This is a genomic window from Clostridium sp. AF35-15 (assembly GCF_003477745.1).
In the GTDB taxonomy this organism is placed as follows: domain Bacteria; phylum Bacillota; class Clostridia; order Lachnospirales; family Lachnospiraceae; genus Otoolea; species Otoolea fessa.
This window is the reverse complement of record NZ_QUDY01000025.1, coordinates 1-1033: the sequence shown is the minus strand read 5'-3', so window position 1 is coordinate 1033 and position 1033 is coordinate 1. Positions and strand designations below refer to the sequence as shown.

The window sequence follows — 1033 nt, the reverse complement described above, 5'->3', positions numbered from 1 at the left end:
TGAATATTACGGTTCAAATGTACCCCTGTTCCGAAGGAACGGATACCGGCAGTCTGGCGCTATGATACCGTGAGTCCGGAACAGGGATACCACATTTGCTACATGCGAGTTTACTCGCTTAATGCCGGATCCAACCCGTATACTTCACGCATGGATCTGTAATTCGCCGGGTCCGTCGGGATGATGTTGATCTTGTACGCATCATGCTTGATGCGATCCAGGATCGCTTCCGCGAGCGGACTGTCATCGCCTCCCAGTTGATCGAACCAGCCATTGCAATCATACTGAGAACAAAAGATGGTTGACGACTTCTTGCGTCTCCTATGGAGGAGTTCCAGTATATCGTGCTGTTCTGATGCGGTTGGCTTCAACAGCAGCCATTCATCGATGATCAGTAGAATCGGATTGGCATATTTGCTCTGGACCTTTTTGTAAGTTCCATCGTTACGTGCCATCTCTAACTCCAGGAGCAGGTCCGGAAGTCGAACGTATTTCGTAGTGTATCGACGCTTACAGGCCTCCATACCGAAAGCGCATGCCATGTAGGTCTTTCCACTCCCTGTGGCACCTGTGATGAACAGGTTTCGATGCTCTGTGATGTACTCACAGGTTGCCAGACGCTCGATCAGGCTGCGGTTGAGTTTCCGCCCGGAGGTATAGTTGATATCCCCGATGTATGCATCTGGCTGGTCGAATCCGGCATTACGGATCAGCCGTTTCAGGCTGTTGCTCTTACGGTTGCTGTATTCGATATCCACCAGCATTCCGAAACGGTCTTCAAAGGAAATGTCCCTCATTCGGGCGTCCTGCAGCTGGGTCAGGAATGCATCCGACATGGATGTTAGACGCATTTCGATGAGTTTATCTATAGTGCTCTGTGTAGTCATGGTTCCTTACCTCCTGTAGTAATCCGCACCCCGTGTAAGTGCGTGGCTGCTTTTTTCTGAGCTCGTATGGTTATCGGTTACCGCAGCTTTGTCAGCTGGCTCTGTTCGGTCACTCCCGGTATCAAGTATGTTCTTGATGCTTTTAT

Annotated in this window: 1 protein-coding gene; it reads right to left on the bottom strand. The window is 50.1% G+C overall.

Translation table 11 applies throughout. The features are described 5' to 3' along the window. Window positions 1–110 precede the first annotated feature (110 nt). Window positions 111–887 (bottom strand): ATP-binding protein, encoded by a 777-nt coding sequence (locus tag DWZ76_RS14870; RefSeq protein WP_118473077.1) that lies wholly within the window; start codon window positions 885–887, stop codon window positions 111–113. Window positions 888–1033: the final 146 nt, after the last annotated feature.